The organism is Sporocytophaga sp. (assembly GCF_017745095.1).
Lineage (GTDB): Bacteria > Bacteroidota > Bacteroidia > Cytophagales > Cytophagaceae > Sporocytophaga.
The window spans coordinates 209,872-234,229 of record NZ_JAGHZZ010000002.1 but is presented as its reverse complement, the minus strand read 5'-3'; the positions used below and the strand labels follow the sequence as shown (position 1 = coordinate 234,229).

The following is a 24,358-nucleotide window of genomic DNA, read 5'->3' as shown; positions in this document are numbered from 1 at the left end:
GAGTGGCTTTTTCTTTTACTGTCTAAAGTTAATTCCAGTTAGTCTTTATCGTTTTGCCGCTTTTGTATTTAAAGATATAAATATAGCCTTCTTTAAGATCGGTTATCTCCAGCTTTTTACCATCTAAAGAATAAACAGAATGTATTTCATCAGATTTTTCCGGTTTGGGATTTGTGAATCCTGAAACAACTGCCTCTGATGATGAAATTAAAATGTTATCGAGCTCGAGAATCGAAAGGTCTGGAGTTTCAACAAAGCTTATCTGATACCGATATATTCCTTTAGAAGGATAAACTACTGCATAAAATTTTGAAGTAGAACTGTTTACCTTTCCTTTATATAGAATATTTGACTTAGTGCTATCATTAAAATTATAATGGTTTCCATAGGGTTGATCTTTGTTTTCTTCTGAAATAAAATAAGTCAAATTATTATTACAAAAGATATCAAAGGTAATAACCAGACTATCATACATGGTTGTGTTAATTGGTTCTGAAACTATAAAGTACCAGTTCCTATCGAATTGATTAGTGAATTTTAAATGTTTGGATCCATTAAAATTATTGTTTGTTACATAATCCCAGGTTCCACCTTTTGACCAAATGGTCATATTGGAAGGGAAGTTAAATGCTTCAAGCGAAGGATCGTCAAAATTTTGTTCCAGAATACTGATTTGACCTTTAGTTGTTAAATTAAATGCTCCGATTAACAACAACAGAATAAAAAATCTTTTTTTCATCTTACTTTTAGTTTTCTATCGTCTAAGTTAAAATATTTTGAAATTTCATTCAATCTTACTTAAAGGATATTTAATAATACATTAATATAGAAAACGCTTTTGGTTGCTTGGAAGGACATTAGCAAAAGTAGGATTTTATTGCAAGTATGGAGCAGGAGATAAATCCCGAATTGGAGGAGATAAGAATGTATGTTTTCTCTATAGCTGTCTTCAGTACTATTAATAGTTGTTATTAAACTGAATTAATCACTTAAGGCTACTATGAGGCGCAGCCTTAAGTGATATTTTATATTAAGTATTTAATCAACAGCCAATCCTTTTCTCCCTGTTATCAGATCCCTTATTTTTATTAATAATCCATCTATGTTTTTCCAGTTAACACCACCGCTGAAGAGCGCCATTTTCATCTGTAGGAATCTTCCTTTTCTCATAAGTCTATGAAAGTCTTTATCTGAAATGCCTTCTATGTATTTACTGGGAATCCATGTATCTCCAGGGATGTAGCTTTTATCTATCATTTTTTCAGCTATTGCGACATCATACATTTCAGCACCCTGAACAGGCGTTGATACTATAAATGCTATGTAGTCAAGCCAACCGTTCTTCCAGATTTTTTCGGCAAATTTGATCGTTCTTTCTACTTCTTCTGTAGTCTCATATTGAAATGTTCCATTTTCATCTCTCCAGAATTGATACATCATGAAATATCCAAGAACCTTTATCCCTTGATCTGATATAACCTTGCAAGCATTAAGGGTTCTTTCAACAGACATTTTTTTCTTTATACCAGTAAGAACTCTGTCGTTTGCACTTTCCACACCAAATCTGATTAACCAGAAGTTTGCCTTTTTTAACCAATAGGCAAATTCTTCAGACATAGGAATAACTCTTAAATTGCATTGGAAATATAAATCCGTATGTCCAAGTGCAGCTAATGCCTTACAAACATCTATCGACCATTCAAGACTTACATTTAATTCATCAGAGTGAAGATACAATTCTCTATATCCCATTTGATAAAGCTCTTCTACTTCTTCTGCTATATTCTCCGGTGTTCTTCTGCGATAGAGTGGTAAACCTTCCTTGTATCTGAATACAGGATTAGCACAGAACGTGCATCTAAACGGACAACCTCTTGTGATGATTACTTCTGTGCTTGGAGTATTCTTTAATAATGGTATACCAATGAAATCTTCTCTCTGAGCCAGGTCTCTTGCCGGAAAAGGAATGGAATCTATGTTGTCAATAGGATTACGTCCATTGGTAGCCTTGTATTTCCCGTCTTTCATGTAACCAATGCCGTCAATCTTAGGTAGTACTTCTTCTAGATTATTAAGATTCTGAAGTATTTCTGTAAAGGTAATTTCTCCTTCTCCTATAATTGCTATATCTGCCTTACAGAATTCCAGAACATCTTTAGGTACTGCTGAAACGTGTGCTCCGCCTGCTATGATAAGCATTTTAGGATATTTAGCTTTAAGGTTATTGATAAGCCTGTATGCTGTTGCTGCGCCATAAGATGTACATGATAAAGCATAAACCTCGGGTCTGTGTTTATCGACCATTTCATAATGATAATTTTCTGTATACTTTTGAGGTATGTAATGGAACTCTATGTTGGTAATATGCTGCCGTGCATATGAAGCAAGGTACAATAAACCGAGATTTGGACTGGTTTGTGCTTTTCCAAGGATCAAACCATGTGTGTCTGCTAGTATTACTTTCATGGTGGTTCAGAGTTGAATATTTGATCGCTAAACTAAATAAAAAAAGTTATGTCAAATGTCAGTTTCCAAGTCATATTAGCCGGAGCATTACCATATTTCTTAGGAAGTAAAAATAAATATGGCCTGGCAAAAGCAAATTGGAGCCTTGGACTTTCGCATAGAAAAAATTCTGTAAGCTTTGCTATGCAAGGGATAGATAAGTACTATGGTGGAGATAAAAAAGTTGAAGGTATACAGTTATATGGATCAAGTCTTTCAATATATGCTCTTTACAAAAGCTTAAAGATTTTTACAAAGAATTTAACTCTAATTAACAATCTGACAACGCGAGATAAATGTATTTTTTTTCTTTCACTGTATTCGTTTATTCATTTGAAGTCAAAACTTCAATTCAGTATACTTCATATACAACATGTCTCAAGTTTTTTGGTAATGATAGCCCGATTGGTTGCTCCTGAAACCATTATAATTGTCTCAATGCATGATCTGTGGAAGAATTCTAAAAGAGCGTTGAATAATTATGAAGTAGAAGTTATTAATAAGCAGTTACAACATGCAGATCAAATCGTATGGATTGCAAAACATCTTAAGCATTGTGCAATAGAGCAGCATATTGAATGGTCGATACCTGATTGCATTATACCAAATGGAGTAAATCTGGAGGTAATTGAAGAGACTGAAATTATAGAAGATCAAATAATTTTTGCAGGAACGATCACAGAAAGAAAAGGAATAAAATTTCTTTGTGAGGCTACTAAGTATCTGGATAAAGAGGTTAAAAGATTTGTCTGGGCAGGAACAGGAGCCATAAGTCTTGATAATTATAGCAATCTTATTCAGTATAAATTTACTGGGTATCTTGAAAGTGGTCCACTATTAAGGGAAATTCAACAATCAAAGTTGTTAGTTGTGCCAAGTAATTTTGAACCATTTGGATTGGTCTATCTCGAAAGTTTATGGGCAGGTACTCCAATAATTGGTTATAGTGCTTCAGTATTGGAGTTGCAAAAGGAATTTGATCCGGAAGTAAGGCATTGGTTCATTCCTTTTGATCCACATTGTCAGGGAGGAGAAGAACTGGCTTATCTTATAAAGAATAATATCTCATTAAAGAAATCAGACGAGTTTAACAAAGAGCGGCAGCTAATCAGGAAAACGCTTTTAGAAAAGTATAGTTGGGATAAGATTTCATTGCAGTACAATGAGCTATATTATTCTATGTTTGAAAGAAGAATGAAATCGAGAAATAAAAACCATCCATACAATATTTAATGAAAATTTTTGTACAGATGGTTTTTAAGAAATAGTATTAAAGAGTAATGTCTAATAATCTTATCCCTTCTTCAGTTTTCTTAATCTCAATTTTTTTTGCTGCTGCTAATGAGTAGATTGAAATCACGCTACCTTCAAGATCTAACACCAGTGAACTGTCTTCAACGGAAACCTTATTCCACTGATACTTCGGCTTTAATTTGCCTGTTAATTCATATTTCGCTTTTAAAGGAGCAAAGGTTGTATGATTACCTTCAGAAAAAATTGAGATGTAAAGATTTTTATTGTCCTTAATAAGCGATTTGAAATGTTTCTTAATAATGGTCTCCATAAGAAATATGTAATTGTTAATTTATTTTTAAATTAGAAATTTTTACTTGTTTCTCCATCTCAGCGTTACAGACTTGATTTTGTGTATAAGGGGCAACTACTTGTGGCTCATTTATTTAATTTAACTTTTGAGGGTAAATCTTAACAATTTCTTAACATTTGACAAACTGCCCTATTATATTTGACTTGTTTTTTTGCTTTCTCACCAACAAGAAACCATGAAAACAAAACCTAACCTTGTCTGGCTGCTTATTGCGAGTTTATTTTTTTATGAGTCTGCAAAAGCACAGGACCTTTTGATCTCGGAATTACTTCCGAATCCTAATGGGACCGATTCTCCATTTGAATATGTAGAATTGATAGCAACGAAAAATATTGACTTTTCGGCATCCCCATACAGTGTTGTAGTATGTAACAATGGCAATGGTACGACTGCAGGATGGATTGCCGGAGGTGCGATTACTTATGGCTTTAATATTAATTCCGGTACAGTTAACGCCGGAGATGTAGTTTATGTAGGAGGTTCTTCAATGCTTCCAACAGGAACCAAAATCAGAACAATCAATACAGGTACAACAGCTGGAGACAGATTGGGATCTGCTAATAGCTCTGGAGTATTAGGAAATGGCGGGGGCAATGCCGATGGTGTTGCCGTATTTAACACATCTATTACTTCATTAACAAGCTCATCGGTTCCGGTAGATGCTATATTTTTTGGCACTGGAATCGGGTCCGCCTTGGTAAATGGCGGTGCCGACGGTTATCAATTGCCAGTGAACGATCGTTATACAGGTGGAAAACTCCAATCTAACAGTTTTCTTGTGAGTGATGCTGCTTCGGATGAAATTATCACTGCAAGTGGTAGTTTTAATCCTGCAATGAACTCTTTTGCAAGCCCAAGGGTATGGAGCAAAACTACAACTATGACAAGTGGAGTTTCTTCCATAAGCCTATCAATTGTTTCTGGGCTTAATGTTTCTCCTTCTACTTTGAGTTTTATCGCTTCTGCTGGAAATCCTTCTTCAGCTCAAAGTTATACAATTCAAGGATCAAGCCTTTCAGAGAGTGTACAAGTTACAGCACCTTCTCAGTTTGAAGTTTCTCTAAGTGCTTCAGGACCTTATACCTCTGCTTTGTCAATAAGTGCTTCAGCAGCAAATAGTGGAGTATCAGTATATGTCAGATATAATCCTTCAGTTGCTGGAATTCATGCTGGAAATGTAACCAGTGCAAGTGGAGTATTCAATGGCTCGGTGGCTGTTAGCGGTTCAAGCACATCAATTATTCCAGTCTATACTATTCAGGGGAGTGGTGTTTCCAGCCCTTACGATGGAAGTATTGTTACTACTCAAGGTATTGTCACAGCAGATTTTCAAGGAGCATCCCAACTAAAAGGATTTTATATTCAAAGTGTACCGGGAGATGGAAACCCTGAAACTTCTGATGGAATTTTTGTTTATGACAATGGTTTTGGTGTGGACGTGTCTGTTGGAGATTTAGTCCAGATTAATGGTGAAGTAGATGAATTTAATTCTTCTACAGAAATTAAAAATCTAACTGTTGTTTCTATATTAAGCTCTGGTAATGTTGTTACTCCTACTATTGTTAATTTACCGGTATCTTATCTAGGAGATCATGAAAAATACGAAGGCATGCTGGTAAAGTTCTCTCAGACTTTAACTATAACAGAGAACTATAACCTTGGCAGATATGGAGAATTAGTGCTCTCTGCAAGTGGTCGTCAAATTACTCCTACTAATTTTATTGACCCTAACGATGCTTCAGCAAATGGAAATAACAGTTCCGGAGGCAGCAATGTTGCTGCAATCAATGCGCAGTTAAGGCTGGATACTTTAAACAGAATTTTATTGGATGATGCAAGCAATATTCAGAATCCTGTAGTTGTTCCTTTTGTTGATCCTATAAATAATACTTTGAGAACAGGTTCTACAATCAATAACCTTACAGGAATCCTTGATTATAACTTTGGAGTCTATAGGATTCAGCCGACAGAAGCTCCTGCATTTGTTTATGAATCGCGTCCAGCTGTGCCTTCAGTGGGCCTAGGAAATGTAAAAGTTGCCAGCTTTAACGTGCTGAACTATTTCAACGGAGATGGCCTTGGTGGTGGCTTTCCAACTGCAAGGGGAGCAAATACTCAACAAGAGTTTGTTCGCCAAAGAACGAAGATCATAGAGGCTATGAGACAGCTCAATGCAGATGTCTTCGGATTAATGGAAATGGAAAATGACGGGGATGGCCCTAATTCTGCAATCGCGGATCTGACAAACGGACTAAATACTATTTATGGTGCCGGTACTTATGCTTATGTAAATTATCCTACAGGCGGTGTATATGGTAGAGTGGGAACCGATGCAATCAAAACGGCTATCATTTACAAAGTTTCTAAAGTAAGTCCTTCAGGATCGGCTCATGCAGATACTACTGAAGCATTTAATGTGAATGGTTTTTCACGGTTTCCATTTGCTCAGACTTTTGTAGTTAATGGTAACGGAGAGAAATTCTCTGTAATTGTCAACCATTTTAAATCAAAAGGATGTGATGGCTCTGCGGGGCTGGACACTGATCGGGAGGATGGTCAAAGCTGTTATAATAACAGAAGAAAACTTCAAGCTATTGGCTTATTGAACTTCATCAATCATATTCAACAGATATCGGGAGATCAAGATGTAATAACTATAGGTGATTACAATGGTTATGAGCAGGAGGATCCTATTGATATTTTGAGAGCTGGAGGCCTTGTTAATCTTATCTCAGGTAATTATTCTTATGTGTTTGACGGTATGTCAGGTTCTTTAGATCATGCATTGGCTACTCCCAGCTTGGCTGGATCTGTCACTGGAGCAGAAAAATGGCACATCAATGCTGATGAACCAAGACTTAAAGATTATAATACTGAGTTTAATCCTGCCTATGTTTATGCAGGAGATGCTTATAGATCTTCAGACCATGATCCTGTTTTGATAGGACTTAATTTTGTTCCTCCTGTTCCTACTGCTATCACTCATACTCCTTTGACAGATACGAAAGGAAATGGTCCTTTTATAATTGAAGCTCATATCGAAGGTTTACCTTCTGTTGCAGCTAAACTTTTATATAGTGTTAATGATGGAGCATTAAATGCTGTTAATCCTACTGTGTCGGGTGATCTGTTTACATTCCAGATACCTGTATTGTCAGGATCAGGAATCGTTAAATACAGTATCGAAGCTTATGGATCAGATACTGCAGTGTTCCCATCAGCAGGAAACTACTCTTTTTCATTTGGTCCTTATACACTAAAAAAATACACGCTTAAAGGAAATCCTGTATTAGGTGCCTATAATGGCCAGACAATTTATCTGGGGGGGGCTTCAGGATTAAGTTATATCAAAGGAACAGATAACGAGTTTTTTACAATAACTGACCGTGGTCCAAACCTTGATGCCAATACTAATATCCATGTTCAGGGCGACCCCCATGCAGCTGATGCTAAATTATTTGCACTGCCTTCATTTACTCCTGAAATTCTAAGGTTGAAAGCCGAAAAAGATTCATTAAGAATACTTTCAAGGCTTCCTTTAAAAACGCCATCAGGAGCAGCTGTAACGGGTATGATCAATCCTCTTGGATTAGGTGGGACAGGGGAAATAGCATTAATCGATACTGCGGGTCACAGAGGAACTCCTGATGTATGGGGAATAGATTCAGAAGGTATTACTGAAGGAAATGACAATGACTTCTGGATTAGCGAAGAGTATGGAACAAGTATCTGGAACGTAGATCAAGCTACGGGAAAAGTTAGAAAGAGATATGCTCCTTTTGCCAATGTGCCTGGGGCACAACCTCAGGATATTGCGATAGATACAATCTTTAAGTATAGAAATCCAAACAAAGGACTAGAAGGAGTTGCCTTTGCTCCAAACGGAAAAGTGTATTCATTTATTCAGAATACTATTCTTTTCCCCGCTACAGATGCTAACCTTAAGAAAAATACAAGACTTCACAGATTTGTTGAAATTAATCCTGTAACAGGTGAAACCAAAATGTTCGGATATGAGCACGATGCAATTCCTGCTTCAGGAAATGGAAGTACTGTTAAACATGATAAACGTTACATAGGTGATGCTGTCGCTATAAACAACAATGAATTCCTGATCCTTGAGCACGGTATAAACGGTTCTGACTCTTATGCGAAAATATACAAGATCAACCTTGCTGGTGCAACACCGATTACTCAAGCTTTATATCCTTCTGCAGGTAATAAATCATTTGAGCAGTTCTTGGATGCTACTACTGCGCAGGCCAATGGTGTGACTTGTGTTAGCAAGACATTGCTGGTGGATTTGATTGCCAATGGATATGATGCTAGGATAGAGAAGCAAGAAGGATTGACTATTATTAATGACTCTACTATTGCTGTGATCAATGATAACGATTTTGGTATTGTTTCTCCCAATGCTGATGGAAATGTTCAACCTAACGGAGTGAATACTTACTTGTATGTGTACACATTACCATCAGGTGTGAAATTAAATCTTTGCGGAACAGTTTCTATTTTGGCATCAACTCCTTCAAATATTTGTCAGGGAGATTCAACAGTATTAGTTGTAAATAATCCATCACTGACAAACATTCAGTGGAAATTAAATGGTACTATTATCACTGGTGCAAATTCAGCTGAGTTAGTTGCTCATACTCCAGGTGCTTATTCTGTGTCAGTAAATTCAGGATTATGCCTGGCAAATTCGAATACAGTTGCTGTCAATGTGAATGCTTTACCTTTAGCTGCTATTACAGCTGGCGGATCTCTTACTTTCTGTGAAGGTGATTCTGTTTTAATTTCTTCTGCTTTACTGGCAAACGCTACTTACAATTGGACCAAAGATAATGCTATATTAGCAAATGCGCATTCAAACGTCATTGTGGCTAAACAATCAGGAGCATATCAACTTGACATCACTAGTGATGGCGGTTGTTCATCTATATCCAATGTGCTTGAGGTTATCGTTAAGCCAGGTGTACAGCTTGGACCATCTCCAATAAACGTAAATGTATGTGAAGGTGAATCTGTAACATTCAGTGTTAACGGAATCGGAGAAAATCTTACTTATCTGTGGCAGGAGAGACCAGGTACTGGATCATTCCTGAATATTAAGGATAATAGCAATTATTCGGGAAGTAAGACATCTGAACTTACTATTAACCATGCAGACTATTCTCTAAATAACTTCCGCTATAGATGCAGAGTGAATAGCACATGCGGCGGCCTGGTGCTGTCGGATGCACAAATACTGAAAGTGTTAAGAAAGCCAGCTATTACTGCTCAGCCAGCAAGTTCAACTGTGATACTTGGAGATGATGCAAGTTTCACTGTGGCCGCAACAGGAGCAGGTCTTGGGTACAAATGGCAAATGTCAAGTCCAACAGGATCATTCATTGATGTGGTTGCTAGTCCGACATTTAAGAATGTAACTACTTCTAAACTTGTGATCCGCAATGCTAAGAGCAATCTGAACAGATATAAATTCCGTTGCATTGTGACTGGTAATTGTGAAGATGCAGAATTGATCTCTACTGCAGGAACGTTAACTGTAAAGGCTGCCGCTACTAGAGAAGGACTAGAAGCTCTTGCTGATATCGATGGAATTTTGGATGTAACAGCAGTACCGAACCCCGTATCTTCTGAGACCAAACTGATACTATCAAAAGCAACAGATGAAGCCCTTGGATATGAGATTTATGATGTTCTTGGAAATAAAGTCCTTGAAGGAACAATAGAAGAATCTTCAATAAGTCAGGATATCAATGTTAGATCTCTTGAAAATGGAATCTATTTTGTTCAGATTTCAGGAGGGAAGCAAAAGATATATCTGAAATTGTTAGTTACTAAATAGTGTTTATTTTTACCTAAGTGTTTATTTCAATTGAAAGCCCTGGCAAAAAGCCGGGGCTTTTTTATGGTCGAAAATTCCTTGATGAGTTCGGCTAATTGAAAAAGGAATGTTGATTTAGCTCTTGTTGTTAAGTATTTGATTGATTTGTAGGTTGTAACATTGAAGTTTTATAGGTGATTGTTTTTTATTCCATTCATAAAAAATTATATTATGTAAATATTATGTAATGTAATCCTTTTATTATATCGCCTATGAAACCGTTTGTTTTTAGTCAGGTAAGCAAGCTCTGTTTCTTGCTCCTTTTCGCGACTAGTTCTTACGCGCAAGTAGTAACCAGCATAATAGTGGAGATAAAGACAGGAGACGAGCGCTTTGCTGGCACGGATGACCCCGTACATTTTTTCATCGGAGGAAAAGATTTCAACCTTGATAATCCTAATCATGATGACTTTGAACGAAACAATTCAGATAAATTCGTTCTTTCTGTCAACGAGCCTGATTTTACCATAGAGCTTATTAAAGCTATCGGTCAAATAGGTATTGTCAAGACGGGTGATAGCTATTTTGGTGGTGGATGGTTATTTGCTGGGATTAAAATATGGTTGAATGATCCGACTTCTACACCTGTATTTGTGAATTCATCTATCAATAAATGGCTGGACGGTGATCATCGTGAATGGTATTCTACCATTGGAGACGAAGGATGGAACCTTCCAGATCCTCCTCCATTTCCTCCTTGTCATGCAGATAGCGTTATTATTTTTTTTAAGAAGACTGCTAATGTATCCAAGACTCTTGCATCAGATGGAAAGCTGGATTCAGATTGTGATGGCATTCCGGATGAGGTGGATACCTCTTTTGATCCTAACCAACCCGATCAAGATGGAGATGGTCTTCCGGATAACTATGAAGTGCAAAATGGTCTGAATCCCAATAATCCGGATTCAGATGGAGATGGATGGTTGGATAATCGTAACAAAAGGGATATGCTTATTCTTACGAAAGTTGAATGCCTAGACGAAGACGGTACAATTGAAATTGGCAGTGATGAAACGTATCTTGTTTCTGAAGATGTACGTTTTCCATTGAGTCCTACTCTTGATAATTATTGGGAAATGGATGATGACACCAAAGTGGAGCCTTTTTTAATAATAGACACCAGGGTATCAGCAGATCTCAATGCTGTACCGGTTTATTCTTCCCGTATTAAACTTCGTGAGGCTGATATCATGATTATGGAAAAACCTTTTGATGATACTTTTAAGTCTTTTACTATCTCCTGGACACGCAATGATTCCAAAGTGATAGATATAAATGAAGATGGCAGACACTATAGATTAAGCTTTAAAGGAATTTTTGTCAATTTTATGGATCCGGATCCTATACACTTTTCCGGTGATTTTGATGAAGATGGACTTTCCGACAGAATGGAATTCGCGATTTCTATTCAGACTGATAGTTTAAGGCCTTCAACTGAGATGAAAGTAAATGGATATGACGGACTAGCAGATCCTTTTAAGAGGAATTTGTTTATAGAAGTAGATGCCGTAGGAAATGATGACAATCTGCCTGAAGATGCCAAACAGCAATATGCTTCCCAGTTTTACTATCACTCCATATTACCTCGCGTTGATGATGGGTATCTTCATGGAGGAGAATCACTTCCTCACAAGGATGAAGTCACCTTTAATGAGATGAAGTTTACATACTATCCTCAACACCATTGGAAAGAAAGACAAAAGCATTACCGGTATGCCCTGTTTGTACCTAGTATGGGCGGTAGTCATAATGGCAGGGCCGATCGACCTGGCAAGAGCCTTATTGTATCTCGTTCTACTATGATTGGAAGTTTTAGTTCCATTGTGTTTATCCACGAGACTGGACATACCTTGGGCTTATGCCACCCTATGGGAACAAGTGAGCCTCCGATCCCATCTCCAACTTGCCCTACTCCGCATGATTGGAATGCTGACTGGAACCCTTTAAGGTGTGCTCCAGGAACAATATCACCTTTTTGTTGTACTCACTATTGCGGAGTTGGGGAACATGACATAACTGCTATGGGAGATGACGTAGGAATCGAAGACATAGTAACAGGAGGTGCCATTGGAATAATCGTTGGGTTGGCTATAATCGCATTATTTATTCCAGGTATAGGTTGGATTGCAGGAGCAGCATTACTCGCTGCTGCAGGATTAGTCGGGGCTATTACAGGGTTCTTTTTTTCAGATGCCTATTTGCGGATAGTAGATTATCATCCTAATGAATGGGCAGCTTTATTCTTTCAAGTATTCAATTGATTCAACAGCTATAAAATTCAGTCCTTCCTAATAGAAATATGTAATCATATTAAGCTTTTGCTTAATATGATTACTTTATTTCTTTGATAAGAATTAAAATTGACTGCAATTGGAAATATTAATAGCATGTGCTAAATGAAAGGAGCTTATTCTTTTTTTGCTTTAAACTTTCACCTTTAGACCTTAATACATTCCACCAATCACTCTATTATTAAGCTTATTATCTTGAATGATAGGTAAATGTTCTGGTCTTGACTTATTGAAAGTTGTATCGGTTAAAGATTCCATAAATTTTACAAGGTCGTTTATTTCTTTCTCTGTCAACCCAAGAGGATCAGAAGGAAGTGTTTGATTGTCGACCTTTATACCAGACCCTGCGCCTCCACCACGGTTATAAAATTCAACCACTTCTTTAAGCGTTTTGTAAACCCCGTTATGCATATATGGAGCTGTGAGTGCTATGTTTCTTAATGTTGGAGTCTTAAAAGCGTTTTTGTTAATTTCCGAACTTCTGATCAAATATTTACCTAAATCAGGATCAATTAATTTTACTGATGTGTCAGAAGATATCGGAACACCTATTACTTCAGATTCTGTATCTATAAATCCTGGAGGAACTGTGCCATTGAAGACTGGAGCAAAGTGACAGGTGGCACATTGAGCTTTACCCATAAATAAATTAAATCCGTTTACTACACTTAAAGGAATGGATAAGGTTTCGCCCCTTATATATTTGTCAAAAGGAGAATTGAAAGTATTTAATGTTCTAAGATAATCTCCCAAAGCCTTGTTGAGTGTATATCCATCTACGACACTTCCGGGATATTTGGGAAATGCTTTGTTAAATAAACTGGTATATTCTTCGCTGTTCTTTAAACGTGTAATAATGGTTTCATAGTCCGTTTTGAATTCCTTTCTATTGAATATTACGTGGTCAATTTGGTTCTCAAGCGTATTAGCTCTTGAATCATGGAAGAAAGAAGTTTGAAAAGCAACATTAAGAAGAGTAGGAGCATTTCTGCTTACGCTACCTTCATGGTCTAATGCCTGACTTTTGACAAGTCCATCCGTAAAGCCCTTCTCAGGTTGATGGCATGAAGCACAAGCTCGTTGATTATTGGATGAAAGAATCGGATCAAAAAATAATAACTTTCCCAGCGCTACTATTTCATTTGAAGTATTTGTAATCTTTGCCTTACTGTAGAAATTTGGGTTAAGAAAATCGGATGAAAATATGTTTTCAGCATTATAATTTACTGGAGGTGTGAAGGGGCTTGATACTGTATTGGTCTCTATTTGGAGAGATTTGTGTGCTAATAAGGATAGTTTATATATAGGATTACCGAATTCTTTTATAAAGAATAACCTATTAAATGAATTGAAATCATTATTCTTTTTTAGGTATTGAACCGCTGCACTGAGCTTATTATAAAGCTGTTCAATATTTTTATCTTGGTTGGTTTGAGCTGCTTTATACGCATCAATTGCCTCTTGGATGGATATCAATGATCCAACAGCTTCCTTAATAGAATTTTTGCAAACCGGTGAATCAAAACCAGTAATCCCGAGCGTCATGATTCTTAAAGTTTCATTTCTTATTGCTTCAAAAATCATTCTGTCAGTAAAGTAGATATCTTTACTGTAGTTCTTGAAATAATTGATATCAGAGAGTAATGAATTGCAATGGTATTTAATTTGGTCTCTTTCTAAAAGGGCTTCTCCGGAACATATATATTCTTCTATTACTTGCATTCCTTTAGGAGCTATAGGGACTAGATTCAATGGATTATTGTCAAGCTTTGGAAGATTGGCACCATTAATATTTTTTGCTGTGAATTCAGGATCGATATATTCAATGAGGAATTCAGTTTTTTTATAAGCAGATCTTAATGCATAAAATGCTTCTGATATCTCTGTCTCTGTGCCATAAGCGGAGGCTTTCTTTAGACTGTTTATGGAGTCTATTAAATGATCAATATTTGAAATAAAGCTGACTTTTATTTTTTCAGAAGCTGTGCCTGAAGCTGAGAAGTGAGCATCTGAATCGGAAATGAGGAGAAAGGTTAGAAAAATGGTAGAAAAGATAATAAATGAAAAGAGGAAAACAATCTGTTTATTTCTCATAGTTACATAGTTTATAAAACAAAAAGATGAAGGAACAAAAGTTCCTTCATCTCAATTAGGTGGTTTAGAAAAAATTATTCTATAACAAGTTTCTGTACTTCACCAGATATTGTCTGAACGAAATATATTCCTGGCTGAAGTCCTGATATATCAGTTATATTAGTGTTTCTTTCAACTTTTACTATCATACCGCTTGCATCGTAGATAGCGATGTCCGTAGATTTATTGAAATGTAGTTCTCTTGCTGCAGGATTAGGATATATTGAGAAAGCATCTTCTTCTGTTGTTTTAGCATCACCTACTTTAGCAGCTTCCAAAGTTTCTTTGTAAAGTTTGTTTTCTTTGATGTATTGAACAAATCCGGTTACTGCAATAGTTGTTGAATTGTTGAATGGAGGAACGTTAGTAGAAGAAGGATGCTGTATATTTACAAAATAAGTGCCCCCGTTTGGAGTAAATTTACCTCCGGTAGTTTCAGCACCAACAGGTCCTATGATAAATCTGCTAAGATCATCTACAGTAGGGTTGGTCTTATCAAGTTCAATGAAATAAACTTCACAGATATTTTTTCCATTGTTAGGACCAGCAGGCATTCTGTTTTGAGAAGCTCCGTTTAAGTCTTCATTGATCATTAAGAAATGATGACCATCTATTGTAGTAGATGCAAGGCCATCAGGGTTAGAGAAATTGGTCTTAAGGTTCGAGCCATTTCCTCCATTTATATATGGTCTTATTGTATTTGTAGTGTAATCAAACTCAAGTACACGACCATAGTAATCAGCATATTTGTAATCTTTAGCTTGCCCTCCCAGAGTATCAAGGATTTGATTATGGTATGCAAGGTTACCACCAAGTGCTATTGCAGAAGTGTGGTTAGCATTATCATTTCCAGTTTCAGTGATATAGAATTTTCCGTTTCCTGCAAGTTCTACCCACTCTAATCTTGTGAATGAAGTAGCACCTTTTTTCAGGGCAATGTCTCTTATGATAAGCAAAGAATCAAGCTGATTAGGAAGTGCAATCCAAGAGCCTCCGATTCCGTTTGCACCTTGCTTGTAGGCATATAGTTGTCCAGTGCGGTAATCGTTGGCTTTTTTAGCAACGAATTTGAAGAATACAGAAGGAGTATTGTCATCTGTCAGATAAATAGTTTTGCCATCAGCCATTACATAACCACCTTCGTGAGCATATCTACCCATTGAGTAGTACTTTCTGATTCCTTTTGCAGTTTTAGGATTAGCTTCAACCATCCATCCATAGTTTTGATATTTTTTGATAGTTTTTCCGGAGTATGGACCATTTCCTGCAGGGATAGTAAAATCAGAAGTGTCTGATACAGCAGAAGAAAGTGCTTTGTTGTCCGCAGGCGGATATTCTTCAGCAGTTAATGTAGTTCCGTAAAGTGTGTGCGCTCCTCCGCAGTTATTAAGCGTTCCGCCTACACCTGTGAAATCTACATTATGGAATTTTTTACCAGCGATGCTTGGAAGTACTTCCCATTTTTTAGCAGATGCATTCCATCTTACTTCAAATGATGTCTGTCCGCCACCATCACCAAGCTTTGGGTTTTTAGCAGTGGTTTCATGGTTTACTATCATCCAACCTCTGTTAGAGTTATTCCCTGAAGGAACATAGCCTATAAAGTCATGATTTTGTTTTGCAAGAGCACTATCTAATCCGTTGATGTGTACATAGTCAGTATTACCAACGAATAAAGCGTCATACTTAAGAGGAGACGCAGGCACGATAACTTTTGTTGTAGAGAAGTTAGTGTCTAGAGGAGCAAAAGGAGTCTGAGCAAAAGCCCCTAGTGATGCAAGACACATAGCTGCAGTGATAAATGCGTTTTTCATAGGTTTACTTTTTGTGTTTTCTTAATAGTACAAAGCTTGAAAAAACTTATTCCAACTTTGGAAATATTTGGTTAAACATTTGTTAAAGTTTAATTAAGGTTTTTTAGCTGCGCCATCTCATGCAGAATTAATAAATCTCTTGGCAAGCGTGATGTTAAAGGTTATGTTGATTTAGATTATCTCCATGTTAATTTGCTGTGAAATTTAAAATCATAATGTCATCATTGTTTGTCAAATCCATAGTAATAGAGCTTTCTATTAATTGATTATTAAATGTTTTTAAGGCATTGATTTTGTCAACGAGATAGGTATATCTTTACTCAGTTTTTAGTTCTTTTGATTATCTATATATAGAAGGTTAATTAATAATTAGAGGTTTTACCATTTACCACTACCACCAATGGAAAATGAATCTTTTGAGAGCTTAAAATTAAGCTGTAATGAGGAAATGATAAGTGATTTCCGTCTGCACTTTCTGACTACTGAGTTGGAAGAACTTGTTAAATCAATTGCCGTGAAGTATTATCCTGAGATTACATCAATACCTCAGGCAGACTATAAAATACTTGAGGCGAAAATTTTCTGGAACATCCAGAAGCTAGGCCAGGAGCTACGCAAGCTGACAGAAGAATAAAAGTATCATTAAGTAATTCGTTTCATTATTCTGGTTAACTAAGTTGTTGAATTTTTATTTTCAGTTTAATAACACTTAACAATTTGTTAAATAGAATAATGAAACTTTAACTCTCCTATGAATTTATCTTTGCTCGATAAATTCTTAAACCAAATGGGCAAGCAATATTACCTTATCATCTTATTTTTTATTTCTGCTTTTTATTCCTTCGGCCAGGGCGGCTTTATATCGGGTACAGTTAAAGATTCATTGAATAATGAAGTGATTGTGGGAGGAGTTGTCACAGTAGTTGGCCGCTCTGAAGGTACAGTTACAGATATTGATGGAAAATTTGTGATACCTATTGATTCAGGTATTCATGCATTGAAGATAACCTTTGAAGGATATCGTGAGAAGGTATTTGCGGATGTAGTGGTGAAGCCTGGAGAAACTGCTACAATCGATTTTCCAATTTCTAAGGATAAAGCTGAAGGAGAGAAACAGGTATTGAAAACTGTAAGTGTGGTGGGGGTTAGAACTACCCATACAGACGTAGCTGTTGTTAATGAGATAAGGAAGGAGAATAACGTGGTGAGTGGGATATCTTCGGAGCAAATGTCTAAATCACAAGACCGGAATGCTGCTGAGATTACAAGGAGAATACCTGGAGTAACTATTGCGGACGATAGATTTATTATCATTCGTGGAATTGGACAAAGGTACAATACCGTAATGTTAAATAATGCTATAGCTCCCAGTTCTGAAGCAGAAGTTAGGGCTTTTTCATTTGATATTTTACCTTCAGGAGTATTAGACAGAATTATGATATATAAGACACCTGCCGCTGAATTGCCTGGAGAGTTTGCTGGAGGTGTTGTGAAAGTATATACGAAGAATGCACCTCTTACAAATTCAATTTCAATAAACTATTCAGCTTCATATAGGCAAAATACGACTTTTCAATCCTTTTATGAGCAAAAGCATGGCAAAAATGCGTGGCTGGGCTATGACAATACCTATAAGTTTAAGAAAGGGACACCGGAAATACTTCCGAAGGATAATGACTCCAGAAATAATAGTCAGTACTTTAATAATAATTGGTTTCCTGAAAAAAACATAGCTATGCCTGATCAGAGGATCAATATTATGGCAACAAGGAGAATTAACCTTTCTTCAAAGGTCATTTTAGGAAGCATTACTTCAATTAATTATACTAATTCAAGGAATTACAGAAAGGTGTACCGAGAAGCTCCTACTGATAAAATTACAACATTACCTGGGCTTGTTATTTCTGATAAAGTTTATGATCACTCTGTTCGGACAGGTGCAATGCAAAATTTTTCTCTTCTTATAGGTGGTAATCACAAATTAGATTTTAAAAATCTATTTAGTCATATACAGTCATCAACTTATTATGAGAGGAAATCAGGTTATTTTAATGGCTATGCAAGCACTTTTCCTTCAGACACATATCAGCATATTTTTGGATTAGGAAACCTTGACAGAAGTTTGTATTCAGGTCAACTGAATGGAAGTCATGAAATAAATACTTTTCATGTAAGATGGACAGCAGGATATTCTCTAAATAAGAGAGATGAACCTGATTTCAGAAGATATGCTCTCATTGTAGATAAAGATAGCGATAATCGCATTAAGGGAGATTGGGCAACCCTTATTAGGTCCCAACCAGGTTTGGAAGAAGCTCTTGGACGAGTTTACAATAAGACAGATGAAAATATGAAGATGTTTAGTGGGGAAATTGAAAAGCTTATCTCTATTAATGAATTTAAACCAATAGTTAAAGCAGGTTTCTATTTTGAAAATAAGCGGAGAAAAACACAGGTTAGGAGCATCGGTATTTTTACAAAGGACCAATATATCAATTACTATTCTGGTCTACCACTTGAGGAAGTCTTTAAAGAAAAAAATTTCCAGGCAGATACTGCCCTTTATTACGGAGAGGTGACAGGACCGAATGACAGATATAGCGCGGGGGCCAATATACGTGCAGGTTATATCAGCTTCACTCTTCCAATAACTAAAAAATTGAACATTGTATCAGGTGTTCGTGTTGAGAGCTACCGACAATTGCTTGAAACTTTTAGAGATGGTACAAATTTAGTGAAAGTAAATCTTGATACTTCTTTGATTTCTTACCTTCCTTCTGCAAACATTTCTTATAATATTACATCTAAGACTCTTATCAGACTTGGATATGGAAAGTCATTGAACCGACCTGAGTTTAGGGAGTTGTCACTTTTGAAATTTTATGATTTTGAGTCAGGTACAGAAACTTATGGTAGTCCTGATTTAAAAACCTGCAAGATTCATAATTTTGATGTCAGGTATGAAATTTATCCAAATCCTGGAGAAACATATTCATTAGGTTTTTTTTATAAAAGATTTGTAAACCCAATAGAGAAAATTGTTAACGCAGGATCAAATGGACCAATTTATACTTTTGATAATGCTATATCTGGAAGCAGTTATGGAGCAGAAGTTGAAGTGAGAAAGAACTTGGGAGCTTTCTTTAATCAAAAGAATTTTCTAGACGATTTTAGCTTTAATTTTAATGTGACAGTTGTTAAAAGTGAAATACGTTTAGAAGATGCAAGGGCTTCTACAGAGGACACAAAAAGGCCAATGGCAAATCAATCACCTTATATTATAAATTCTGGTCTTTATTATACTAATGATAGTTTAAAGACGAAAATTTCACTTATATACAATATTATAGGAAGAAGAATTTTTGCGGTAGGTAATTATCAATTCAACCCAGTATACGAACTTCCTCGTCACTCTCTTGATTTGACTTTCTCTAAAGAGTTAATCAAGAGTTTTTCAGTTGTTGGAGGGATTCAAAATATCTTAAACGCTCCAAGTAGATTTATGCAAGATTCGAATAATGATGGGAAGTTTGATAGGAGCGGGAAAGACGATTTGTTTTTTATTTCATTCAGAACAGGAACATATTATACTTTAGGAGTAACCTATGTATTTTAGATTTTAGCTACCATAAGACAGACCTGTTTACATAAAATTCAATTTGCTATGTAAGCAGGTCTTAGCTATTAATTCAAAATGTTCTTTATGTGACACAATAGGTCTTACAAATAATTGATTTAATGTTACGGATAATTAATATTGAGTTTAACTTCAGTTAATTATCGCTACTTACCTTTGATGCAATCAAAACCACAAGTTGCATTTAACCTTAACAAAACTCTTCAACGAAAAAAAGATCATGAAAAAACTATTATCGTTCTCGCTAGCATTTTTTGCTGCTGTTGCTTCTTTTGCTCAGAACCCTTGTAACTGCGAGGTTCTGGAAGGAAACCAAACTGTAAATAAAACCCTTGTTAGCACTAAATGTTATCTTTTAAAAGGTTGCTACACTGTAAAAGCTCCTGCAAGATTAGGTATTCAGGCAGGTACTAAAATATTCGGTGATAAGGATTCCAAAGGTTCTTTGATCATCGAAAGGGGAGCTCAAATCAACGCTCAAGGACAAGAAACTCTTCCTATCATTTTCACTTCTAATCAACCAGTAGGTTCAAGACAACCAGGTGACTGGGGTGGTATCATCATCGCTGGTAAAGCTCCTAACAACCAGCCTGGTGGAGAGTTCACTGTAGAAGGTCCATGTACTCCTATCACTGCGGGCGGTACAGATCCTAACGATAACAGCGGTACTTTAAGATTTGCAAGAATCGAGTATGCTGGTATTGCTTTTTCTGCTAACAATGAAATCAACAGCTTAACACTTGCTTCTGTTGGTAGAGGTACAAAAATTGACCATATCTTCGTTTCTTATGCTAACGATGACGCTTTCGAGTGGTTCGGTGGTACAGTTAACACTAAATACCTAGTAGCTTACAAAACAAGAGATGACGATTTTGATACAGATTTCGGATACTCAGGATTAAACCAATTCGGTCTTGCTATCAGAGATAACAACTATCATGATGTTTCTGGTTCAAACGGATTCGAGTCTGACAACAATGCTACTGGAACAACTGATCTTCCTCAGACTCAAGCTATATTCTCTAACTATACAGTTATGGGACCTCTGTCTTGTAATGCAACTGCGCATGCTGAATTCAAAAACGGTGCCCAGATCAGGAGAAATTCTTCTATCTCTATCTTTAACTCTGTTATCGCAGGATGGCCTACGGGTCTTCTTCTTGATGGCCAGTTAACTGTTAATAATGCAAACGTAAATAACACTTTAAATTTTGCTCATAACATATTGGCCGGAAATACAACTCCACTTGCACTTGGTGGTGGTGCAACTTGGCCTGCAGGATGTTCTTCTACATTGTCTAACTGGTTCAAAGGGTTCGGAGCAGTAGCCTGCAAGGAGATAGGAAACGAAACTTTTCCTGGTATAGCTTCTCTTGGATACAGAAAAACTTGTACTAACGGATGTACTGATGCTCCTGTATTCCGTATAAAACCATCTTCAACTCTTGATTCAGGTGGATCATTCACTGAACCACAACTTCTTGATCCGTTCTTCGAAGTTGTTACTTATAGAGGTGCAATGTACCTAACTGACTGGACTAAAAATGCTTGGGGTAACTTCTGCGCAGATACTACTCACTACTGCCCAGCTCCATCAAATTTCAGAACTTCAGGTGTTGAGGAAGTTGAGTCAACTCTTGGAGCTGTTGCAGTTCCAAATCCAACAGTTGATGCTACTGTAGTATCTTTCGTTCTTGCTGAAGGTGCTCAAGTTGAAGTTGCTGCTTTCAATGGTAATGGAGAAAAAGTTGCTGATCTTGCAAACGGATTTATGTCTGAAGGTGAGAACTCAGTAGCATTCTCTACAGCCAACCTGAATTCTGGTCTTTACTTTGTAAAGATTAAAGCGGGTAAAAAATATCAAACTGTAAAAGTATCTGTTACTAAGTAATTCTTGTAACAATGCAATGGAAAGGTTTTGAAGAAAAGGCTCTGCATCGCAGAGCCTTTTTTATTTTAAGGCTGCTTGTAATATCTCTTTGGAGTTTAAGTGTTACTTGTGTTTGGGCTCAAGATCAATATGAATTTGATTTCGATGAACCGACTTTGAAAGATCCCTTCTGGGAGGTAGTTCCCGAAAGAGGTGGAGACAGCTCCCGGTTTGATTTTCAGAGTGACTGGACTAACTGGATACCGGATACCGTTAACTATGATGCCGGTGTGAAAATTTCCTACGTATCAATACGCCAGAAGAAAGGCGAAGATTATTTAAAGTTTACATTGCATGAAAGAATCTATTTGCAGATTGAATTACATAACACACCAGGGGAAAGGGTATTCTGGACAGACGGAATATTCAGAGCTGGTGTGAATGATATAAAGTTAGAGCAAACACTGCAAGGAGGAGAATACAAGCTTTTATTTTTTTCTGATAATGAAAGTGTCGTTTATTTAGAAAGTTTCCGTCGTTAATTCATTTATTTTTTTATCACCGAGATATTGTCCAGGAAGGTATAGTACTATTGTAAACTTTATGTAAACAAAAGTTAAATTATTAACAATTTGATAACTACAATAAGTTTACCTGAAGTGATAGCCACCTTACTTTTGCATAAAAAATACTATCATGAAAAAAATCTATATAATATTTTCTTTTTTAGTACTCTTGGCTTTTGATGGCTTTTCTCAAAAACTCTATGAGCAATTAGATACAAATTTTGTAACAAAAGAAATCATCATACCTGCTAGTCCAATCAGTTACGATGTTTTAATGGTAGCCCAGGATTGTACTGCTTATGATAATAGAATTAATAAATCTGGAGCAGTAAGGGAAGGTTTTGGATCAGGAGGGTATGTATCAACAAACACGAATCCATTAAATCCTGAAACGGGGATTTTGATTTTGCCACATAGAATATCTCAAAATCATTCAATGCTACAAGATGGAGGAGGAGCAACACAAATGAAGTTGCAACGTGATAATGCAGGTCATTGGAAGGTGATTCAACAAACAGTATCTGGGAAAAAAGTATATTTCAGAGATGTTAACTTTCAAAACAATACCAGTAATGTAGGAGGAATTGTTTATTCAAGTGTTGCTAATTCAACAGAAGATAAAAAGGCATTTTTTGTAATTGAAGATTCGAGCATAACAAATAACGCACAGCTTAGTCTCTCTGGTTTTTCTCCTATGGATGATTATCCGATTCCTGCTACCCCTAGAATCAGAGGACTTGAGTCTGGGAAAATTGTAGAAAGATTCAGGAATATGAATTGGGTTACTAAAGTGGACCCAAACACAGCTGGAGCGGTTAATAAATGTTATTTGTTTGGCAGAGCGCCATTTCATGGAGTGGTAGCCGGAGATGGTCGTGTTTACCTTACTGCTGGATATCAGCCTTCACTTTTATTCAGCTTTGAATCTGAAAAAGATGATTACTCAGATGGTACACTTAAAGTTTATAAACAAGGACCTACTGAAAATTCAATAGGAGGATGGGTTCCTTTGTACGATTCATTGGATATAAATGATGATGGTATTTATAGTTTAGAATCTCTTGAGAATATTATGGAGGTGGCTCTGAAGAAGGGTGCTACTATGTTTAACAATCTTGGTAATCTTTGTATCGCAAATGATCCTGTCTCTACAAATAATTTTCTAGTTATTAGTGAAACTGGTGCCGACTATTCATTTGATCATTTTTCTGATCAATCTAAAATTTATAATGGGCAACTGGCTCATCATCTTAAATCTATGGACAGAAAGGATGGTAGTGAAGATAACATAATATCAGATCCATTTGGACGAATTCTTACTATACGAAATTATGAAAGTCCAAGAATAAATACGATGATTGAAGGTGGTTATGGAGCTGATGGCAAAACGGTTTTTTCAAATCCTAATGATCTTTTTGTTGGAAGGTATGAAGGCGATCTCGGAGAAGGAGGAGAACCAACAGACTACCTGTATATCTTTGAAAATGTTCAAGGTGTCGATAAAGGGAGAAGTGGAAAGAATGGAAGTATCGATAAAAAAATAAATGAAGTTTATACTTTAAGCTTGGATAATCAAAATCCGACTATAAATAGTCTGAGAAGGTTTGCTGTAGGGCCAGCCGGTTCTATTGTCCATGGAATTCAAGCACCATTGTCAATCAATACATGCTTTATGGCAATTCAATATCCGAATCCTGAAAATGCAGCTCCATTTAATAAATCTGTACTAATTGCAGTCACAGGAATGCAGGAATCTTTCTTTGAACATTATTCAGAAGAGGATCCTGATCCAGAGCCTGATGTAGCATCTGTATCAGATCCTAGGCTTAATCAGAACTTAAACATCTTTAATGCATGGCCTAATCCTGTTCAAAGAACATTAAATTTGAATAAGAAAACAGATGTTGTTCTTTTTGATGCAAATGGTGTAGTACTTAAGAAGGTTGATAACACTGAAATAATTGATATGTTTGATGTGCAGCCAGGAATGTATTTCCTTCAGAATAAAGACAAAGAAACCATTAAGCTGATCGTACAATAATT

At 36.4% G+C, this 24,358-nt stretch carries 13 protein-coding genes; 8 read left to right on the top strand and 5 right to left on the bottom strand.

The window, feature by feature from the left end; translation table 11 throughout:
* Positions 1 to 28 precede the first annotated feature (28 nt).
* Both J7604_RS03785 and J7604_RS03780 read right to left on the bottom strand, forming a co-directional pair.
* Positions 29 to 739 carry a hypothetical protein gene (locus J7604_RS03785; protein WP_293891276.1) on the bottom strand — a complete coding sequence of 237 codons (711 nt, stop codon included), beginning with the start codon at positions 737 to 739 and terminating at the stop codon, positions 29 to 31.
* Positions 740 to 1,038: 299 nt separating this feature from the next.
* Positions 1,039 to 2,466 carry a radical SAM protein gene (locus J7604_RS03780; RefSeq protein ID WP_293891273.1) on the bottom strand — a complete coding sequence of 476 codons (1,428 nt, stop codon included), beginning with the start codon at positions 2,464 to 2,466 and terminating at the stop codon, positions 1,039 to 1,041.
* Between the two features lie 48 nt (positions 2,467 to 2,514).
* Here J7604_RS03780 and J7604_RS03775 point away from each other — a divergent pair, with 48 nt between their 5' ends.
* A complete protein-coding gene (locus J7604_RS03775) occupies positions 2,515 to 3,738 on the top strand; it encodes a glycosyltransferase family 4 protein (protein ID WP_293891271.1) in 1,224 nt (407 codons plus the stop codon).
* 37 nt (positions 3,739 to 3,775) lie between these two features.
* Here J7604_RS03775 and J7604_RS03770 read toward each other — a convergent pair whose 3' ends face one another.
* A complete protein-coding gene (locus J7604_RS03770) occupies positions 3,776 to 4,069 on the bottom strand; it encodes a hypothetical protein (RefSeq protein WP_293891269.1) in 294 nt (97 codons plus the stop codon).
* Between the two features lie 217 nt (positions 4,070 to 4,286).
* Here J7604_RS03770 and J7604_RS03765 point away from each other — a divergent pair, with 217 nt between their 5' ends.
* Positions 4,287 to 9,965 carry an ExeM/NucH family extracellular endonuclease gene (locus J7604_RS03765; RefSeq protein ID WP_293891267.1) on the top strand — a complete coding sequence of 1,893 codons (5,679 nt, stop codon included), beginning with the start codon at positions 4,287 to 4,289 and terminating at the stop codon, positions 9,963 to 9,965.
* 251 nt (positions 9,966 to 10,216) lie between these two features.
* Positions 10,217 to 12,265 carry a PLAT/LH2 domain-containing protein gene (locus J7604_RS03760; RefSeq protein WP_293891265.1) on the top strand — a complete coding sequence of 683 codons (2,049 nt, stop codon included), beginning with the start codon at positions 10,217 to 10,219 and terminating at the stop codon, positions 12,263 to 12,265.
* A gap of 183 nt (positions 12,266 to 12,448) precedes the next feature.
* On the opposite strand, the gene J7604_RS03755 is transcribed toward J7604_RS03760, so the two are convergent.
* Positions 12,449 to 14,389: a cytochrome c peroxidase gene (locus tag J7604_RS03755; RefSeq protein WP_293891262.1), complete on the bottom strand. Its 1,941-nt coding sequence runs from the start codon at positions 14,387 to 14,389 to the stop codon at positions 12,449 to 12,451.
* 74 nt (positions 14,390 to 14,463) lie between these two features.
* Positions 14,464 to 16,242 (bottom strand): alkaline phosphatase PhoX, encoded by a 1,779-nt coding sequence (locus tag J7604_RS03750; RefSeq protein ID WP_293891259.1) that lies wholly within the window; start codon positions 16,240 to 16,242, stop codon positions 14,464 to 14,466.
* Between the two features lie 400 nt (positions 16,243 to 16,642).
* On the opposite strand from J7604_RS03750, the gene J7604_RS03745 reads away from it, so the two are divergent.
* From J7604_RS03745 to J7604_RS03725, 5 genes are all read left to right on the top strand, one after another.
* A complete protein-coding gene (locus tag J7604_RS03745; protein WP_293891256.1) occupies positions 16,643 to 16,876 on the top strand; it encodes a hypothetical protein in 234 nt (77 codons plus the stop codon).
* Between the two features lie 153 nt (positions 16,877 to 17,029).
* Positions 17,030 to 19,858 carry a TonB-dependent receptor gene (locus J7604_RS03740; protein ID WP_293891253.1) on the top strand — a complete coding sequence of 943 codons (2,829 nt, stop codon included), beginning with the start codon at positions 17,030 to 17,032 and terminating at the stop codon, positions 19,856 to 19,858.
* A 241-nt stretch (positions 19,859 to 20,099) separates the two neighbouring features.
* The gene (locus J7604_RS03735) at positions 20,100 to 21,770 is read left to right on the top strand and encodes a T9SS type A sorting domain-containing protein (RefSeq protein WP_293891250.1); all 1,671 of its coding nucleotides are present in this window, start codon (positions 20,100 to 20,102) and stop codon (positions 21,768 to 21,770) included.
* An 11-nt stretch (positions 21,771 to 21,781) separates the two neighbouring features.
* Complete coding sequence (locus tag J7604_RS03730; protein WP_293891247.1) at positions 21,782 to 22,291, top strand: hypothetical protein; 510 nt, start codon at positions 21,782 to 21,784, stop codon at positions 22,289 to 22,291.
* Positions 22,292 to 22,445: 154 nt separating this feature from the next.
* Positions 22,446 to 24,356, top strand: a complete 1,911-nt coding sequence (locus J7604_RS03725; RefSeq protein ID WP_293891244.1) for a T9SS type A sorting domain-containing protein — start codon at positions 22,446 to 22,448, stop codon at positions 24,354 to 24,356.
* The last annotated feature ends 2 nt before the right edge of the window (positions 24,357 to 24,358 follow it).

Excerpts from the sequence above, each read along its gene's own strand:
- J7604_RS03785 (WP_293891276.1), bottom strand. The coding sequence starts at position 739 with ATGAAAAAAAGATTTTTTATTCTGTTGTTGTTAATCGGAGCATTTAAT.
- J7604_RS03780 (WP_293891273.1), bottom strand. The coding sequence starts at position 2,466 with ATGAAAGTAATACTAGCAGACACACATGGTTTGATCCTTGGAAAAGCA.
- J7604_RS03775 (WP_293891271.1), top strand. The coding sequence starts at position 2,515 with ATGTCAAATGTCAGTTTCCAAGTCATATTAGCCGGAGCATTACCATAT.
- J7604_RS03770 (WP_293891269.1), bottom strand. The coding sequence starts at position 4,069 with ATGGAGACCATTATTAAGAAACATTTCAAATCGCTTATTAAGGACAAT.
- J7604_RS03765 (WP_293891267.1), top strand. The coding sequence starts at position 4,287 with ATGAAAACAAAACCTAACCTTGTCTGGCTGCTTATTGCGAGTTTATTT.
- J7604_RS03760 (WP_293891265.1), top strand. The coding sequence starts at position 10,217 with ATGAAACCGTTTGTTTTTAGTCAGGTAAGCAAGCTCTGTTTCTTGCTC.
- J7604_RS03755 (WP_293891262.1), bottom strand. The coding sequence starts at position 14,389 with ATGAGAAATAAACAGATTGTTTTCCTCTTTTCATTTATTATCTTTTCT.
- J7604_RS03750 (WP_293891259.1), bottom strand. The coding sequence starts at position 16,242 with ATGAAAAACGCATTTATCACTGCAGCTATGTGTCTTGCATCACTAGGG.
- J7604_RS03745 (WP_293891256.1), top strand. The coding sequence starts at position 16,643 with ATGGAAAATGAATCTTTTGAGAGCTTAAAATTAAGCTGTAATGAGGAA.
- J7604_RS03740 (WP_293891253.1), top strand. The coding sequence starts at position 17,030 with ATGGGCAAGCAATATTACCTTATCATCTTATTTTTTATTTCTGCTTTT.
- J7604_RS03735 (WP_293891250.1), top strand. The coding sequence starts at position 20,100 with ATGAAAAAACTATTATCGTTCTCGCTAGCATTTTTTGCTGCTGTTGCT.
- J7604_RS03730 (WP_293891247.1), top strand. The coding sequence starts at position 21,782 with ATGCAATGGAAAGGTTTTGAAGAAAAGGCTCTGCATCGCAGAGCCTTT.
- J7604_RS03725 (WP_293891244.1), top strand. The coding sequence starts at position 22,446 with ATGAAAAAAATCTATATAATATTTTCTTTTTTAGTACTCTTGGCTTTT.